Below are 4,554 nucleotides of genomic sequence, written 5' to 3' on the forward strand. Positions count from 1 at the left end.
CACCGGCCGACCCGCAAGCGGGAGAAGGTATTCGGCCGGTTCAAGTCTCACCGGCAAGCACCGAGGTTCCTGACCGCACACGACCCGATCAAACTGATCTTCCGTCCCCGCCGTTACAGACTCACCGCAAAATCATACCGCCACGCCCGGGCCGATGCTTTCAGCCTCTGGGCAGATTACGCCGCCGACATGGCGGCGTGACCCGCCGATCACTCCAACCGTAAAAGCTTGAGGCAACAACTTGGCGATGCCGATAAATACCTTGAAATCAAGGCGTTACACCTTGGAGGTCTGGACACCTGACATCTGACGGGTGGCAGTGCGGCAAGTGTCGGGCTGCACTGATGCAAGGCTAATGTCCGTGATCCTCGGCATCAGCTGTTTCGTGGTCGATACGTTCGGCAAGGAACGGGTCGCCAATTGGGTCCAGATGCCTTGATGTAGGCTTCGCGGATGATCGTGGGGACATCGCGCGAGGTGACGCACTGTCCCGGTACATGCAACGCGGGCAGATAGGCGGGGCAGGTCGGGGATTTGGTCGATGGTGGTTAAGGTCGATCTGCCCTTTGCCTCAGCTTGCGTCATGCGAGACCTTCGCGCTGCCAATAATCAACGTCATATTCAGACCGGCGGCAGATGCCCGTATGGCGGGGGCATAGGCTCGAAACGGAGCGGCAGATCCGCCTCCTGTCAAACCGGCCCGGGTTGATGTGTAGCCGTGCGCAGATCTTGCCATGCATCGCTGTTAAGGTGCGGAAGGTCGTTTACGGCGAGCGCGCCGATTCCCGTGGCAGGCACCTTTGACGTTGACCTGATGTCGCGCTGGAAACTGACGGATGCGACCGAATCCAAAGGTTTCCTGTCGGCGGACTACAGCTATGCCGCCGGGTTTTAACTTTGGCAATAGTGCGAACCGAAGTTGGACGAGATGGCGACAGAGGTTTTGGGTGGGGCAGGTGCCGACGCTTCGGTTCCGCTTCTTATGGACGTTGGAAAAGATTCCGGCCAGCTCAGGTTCAGCACACCGTCAGATGCAAAGACGAGGGGCCAAGGTCTTCAACTCGGCTCTTTGAACAGATGCCGCAGCGGGAATTCCGACGATCGCCGCCTCAAACCGTTCGAATGTGTCGCGCTGGTGCAAGGACAGAGTGACCTTCACGACCGTCGTCAGGGTCTTGTCCAGCTGCCCCAAGTTCCAGTCGCGCGCTGTCTCTGTCAATATAGCCCGCCTCGTGCAGGCGCATGATCTTCTAAAGGCAAGGTGAGCGGACAGTGCGACAAAATCTGCACGCCGTGCAAATGTCATACTCCCGTCCCGGTGCAACGAATCAGCAATGTCCAGATTGATGGTGTCAAACTTTGCCAGCCCTATCGGGCGTTCGTACTTGTAGGGCAGGGGCAAAGCGGCCCCGCCTAATTGCTTCGTCTCAGGCCATTGCCGGAGTGTAGCCAGCCGCGACAAGAGCCGCACGCGCAGTTTCGGCATCGCCGTCGACCTTGACGGTGTGGGTCGGCAGATCGATATCCACCGCAGCACCAGGTAGAGCGCTCGCAAGCGCGCTGCGCACTGTCTTTTCGCAATGTCCGCAGGTCATGTCAGGCAGGTGAAAGCTTGCGGCCGTGGCGCCGGTGTCCTGAGTGGCCGCGTCGGTGTGGGTGCTGCATCCGCACATGAGATTTATCCTTTGATCAGGCCCCGTCAGGGGCGATTCGTATGATTCAAACCGGGGTCTCTGGTCATTTCTGACGCCAGTATCCCATCAGATGGGGCCTCCAGTGACTGGAAGGTCAAGGGGTTCCTCAGAATTTTCCGAAATTCTTGAAATTGATTTTTGGTGCTTGACCTTCCAGTCACTGGAATCTCTAGCTTGAGAGCAACACAGTTCTGAACAGAGAGGAATCATAGCCATGACCAACGCGAACATCCTAAGCCTGCAGGTCGAAGGTATGTCCTGCGCTTCGTGCGTCGGTCGTGTGGAAAAGGCGCTGAACGCCCTGCCCGGCGTCAGCAACGCTGAAGTTAACCTGGCCACCGAAACCGCCCGCGTCTTTCATGATGGCAGCGTCTATGCCGTCACCCTGATCGACACGCTGGACAAGGCGGGCTATCCCGCTCGTGTCGCCGAAACCACCATCGACATCACTGAGATGTCCTGCGCCTCTTGCGTCGGGCGCGTGGAAAAGGCTCTGAACGCGCTGCCCGGCGTGATCCGCGCAGAGGTGAACCTCGCCACGGGCCGCGCCACAGTGCGCTATGCCGAAGGGGCAGTGACCCCCTCGGACATCGCCGCGACGTCGACCAAGGCGGGGTATCCCGCAACCGTCCACGCCTCTGGCCAGACCGAAGACAGCACCAGCGCCCGCAAGGAAGAAGAGATCGTGAGCCTGCGACGCTCGGTGATCTTTGCCGCCGCGCTGGCACTGCCGGTCTTTGTGATCGAGATGGGCGGCCACCTGTTTCCCGGCTTTCACATGTGGGTGCACCACACCATCGGCCAGCAGACCTCGTGGGTGGTCCAGTGGATCCTGACCACGCTGGTGCTGATCGGGCCGGGCCGGATGTTCTACACCAAGGGCATTCCCGCCCTGCTCAAAGGCGCACCTGACATGAACAGCCTTGTCGCTGTCGGCACTCTGGCGGCCTATCTCTACTCCGTCGTCGCCACCATCCTGCCGGACCTTCTGCCCGATGACGTCCGATCGGTTTACTTTGAATCCGCCGCAGTGATTGTCGTGCTGATCCTTGTCGGCCGCTGGCTCGAGGCACGGGCCAAGGGCCGCACCGGGGCCGCCATTCAGGCGCTTCTGGGCCTGCAGGCCCGCACCGCGACTGTCGAACGGGACGGCCAAGCGGTTGAGCTGGCGCTTGAAAACATCCGCGCGGGCGACATCCTTATCGTGCGCCCCGGCGAACGCATCGCCGTGGACGGAGTGATCGTTGACGGCGACAGCCATGTGGACGAAAGCATGATCACCGGCGAACCTGTGCCCGTCTCCAAAGGCCCCGGCGCGACCGTCACCGGCGGCACAGTGAACGGTTCGGGCGGCTTCCGCTTGCGCGCCACCCGTGTGGGCGGTGACACCACGTTGGCCCAGATCATCCGCATGGTCGAAGAGGCGCAGGGCGCCCGCCTTCCCATTCAGGGTCTGGTCAACAAGATCACCCTGCGCTTTGTGCCGGTGATCCTTGGCGTTGCGGCGCTGACGGTGCTGGCCTGGCTGATCCTCGCCCCCGCTCCGGCGCTGACCCATGCGCTGGTGGCTGGTGTTTCGGTTCTCATCATCGCCTGCCCCTGTGCCATGGGTCTCGCCACACCGACCTCGATCATGGTGGGCACCGGGCGTGCCGCCGAACTGGGTGTGCTTTTCCGCAAGGGCGACGCGCTTCAGGGTCTCGGCGCGGTCGATATCGTCGCACTCGACAAGACCGGCACCGTGACCGAAGGCCGCCCGGAACTGACCGACCTTGTCCTCTCGGACGGTTTTGAACGCTCTGAGGTACTGGCGCTGGTCGCTGCGGTCGAGGGCCGTTCGGAACACCCGATTGCTGAGGCGATTGTCCGCACTGCCCGCGCCGAAGGCGTTGCGCGGCACGAACTCAGCGATTTCACCGCGATGGCCGGCTATGGCGTCCGTGCGACCGTTGCGGGCCGCGACGTCCTGATCGGCGCCGACCGGCTGATGGCCCGCGAAGGCATCGACACCGGCACGCTGGCCGAAACCGAAACCGCGCTTGCCGAACGCGGCCGCTCGGCACTGTTTGCCGCTATCAACGGGCGCATTGCTGCCGTGATCGGCGTCGCGGATCCGGTCAAACCCGCCAGCGCTGCCGCCATTGCCGCGCTCAAGGCGCAGGGCCTGAAGGTCGCGATGATCACTGGCGACAAACGCGAAACCGCCGAGGCGATCGCTGCCGACACCGGCATCGACCTTGTGATTGCCGGCGTCCTCCCCGACGGTAAGGTTGCCGCCCTCGACACCCTGCGCAAAGGAGGCGGCAAGGTTGCGTTTGTGGGCGACGGCATCAACGACGCGCCCGCGCTGGCACACGCAGATGTGGGCATCGCCATCGGGACGGGCACGGATGTGGCCATCGAATCCGCCGATGTGGTGCTGATGTCGGGCGACCTGCGCGGAGTAGTGAACGCTTTTGCCGTGTCCCAAGCGACCATGCGCAACATCCGCCAGAACCTGTTCTGGGCTTTCGGCTACAACACGGCCCTGGTGCCGGTGGCGGCGGGTGTGCTTTATCCGGCCTTCGGCATCCTGCTGTCCCCGATGCTGGCAGCGGGCGCCATGGCGCTGTCCTCGGTCTTTGTCCTCAGCAACGCCCTGCGTCTGCGCCGGATCAATCCGCAGATGGACGAAAGCGCACCCGCAATCGCGCAAGCGCAGGACCATAATGCCGTGGTCGCGCCTGCCGAGTGATTGGCACGGCATCGCCAAGTTGTTGCCTCAAGCTTTTATGGTTGGAGTGATCGGCGGATCACGCTGCCATGTCGGCGGTGTAATCTGCCCAGAGGCTGAAAGCATCGGCCCGGGCGTGGCGGTATG

At 62.4% G+C, this 4,554-nt stretch carries 3 protein-coding genes and 1 pseudogene; 2 read left to right on the top strand and 2 right to left on the bottom strand.

Translation table 11 applies throughout. The features are described 5' to 3' along the window. Positions 1 to 201: pseudogene (locus P775_RS00130) on the top strand (IS6 family transposase); the annotation flags it as partial. Between the two features lie 826 nt (positions 202 to 1,027). Here the strand turns inward: P775_RS00130 and P775_RS27400 are convergent. Continuing rightward, positions 1,028 to 1,219: a hypothetical protein gene (locus tag P775_RS27400; RefSeq protein WP_143520741.1), complete on the bottom strand. Its 192-nt coding sequence runs from the start codon at positions 1,217 to 1,219 to the stop codon at positions 1,028 to 1,030. A gap of 208 nt (positions 1,220 to 1,427) precedes the next feature. Continuing rightward, on the bottom strand, positions 1,428 to 1,673 hold the full coding sequence (locus P775_RS00140) for a heavy-metal-associated domain-containing protein (protein WP_099909068.1): 246 nt from the start codon (positions 1,671 to 1,673) through the stop codon (positions 1,428 to 1,430). Between the two features lie 235 nt (positions 1,674 to 1,908). On the opposite strand from P775_RS00140, the gene P775_RS00145 reads away from it, so the two are divergent. Next, a complete protein-coding gene (locus P775_RS00145; RefSeq protein ID WP_099909069.1) occupies positions 1,909 to 4,428 on the top strand; it encodes a heavy metal translocating P-type ATPase in 2,520 nt (839 codons plus the stop codon). Positions 4,429 to 4,554: the final 126 nt, after the last annotated feature.

It is taken from the genome of Puniceibacterium antarcticum (assembly GCF_002760615.1).
GTDB lineage: Bacteria > Pseudomonadota > Alphaproteobacteria > Rhodobacterales > Rhodobacteraceae > Puniceibacterium > Puniceibacterium antarcticum.

What these genes read in the sequence shown, in the direction of transcription:
- P775_RS00140 (WP_099909068.1), bottom strand. Translation starts at nt 1,673, where the DNA reads ATGTGCGGATGCAGCACCCACACCGACGCGGCCACTCAGGACACCGGC.
- P775_RS00145 (WP_099909069.1), top strand. Translation starts at nt 1,909, where the DNA reads ATGACCAACGCGAACATCCTAAGCCTGCAGGTCGAAGGTATGTCCTGC.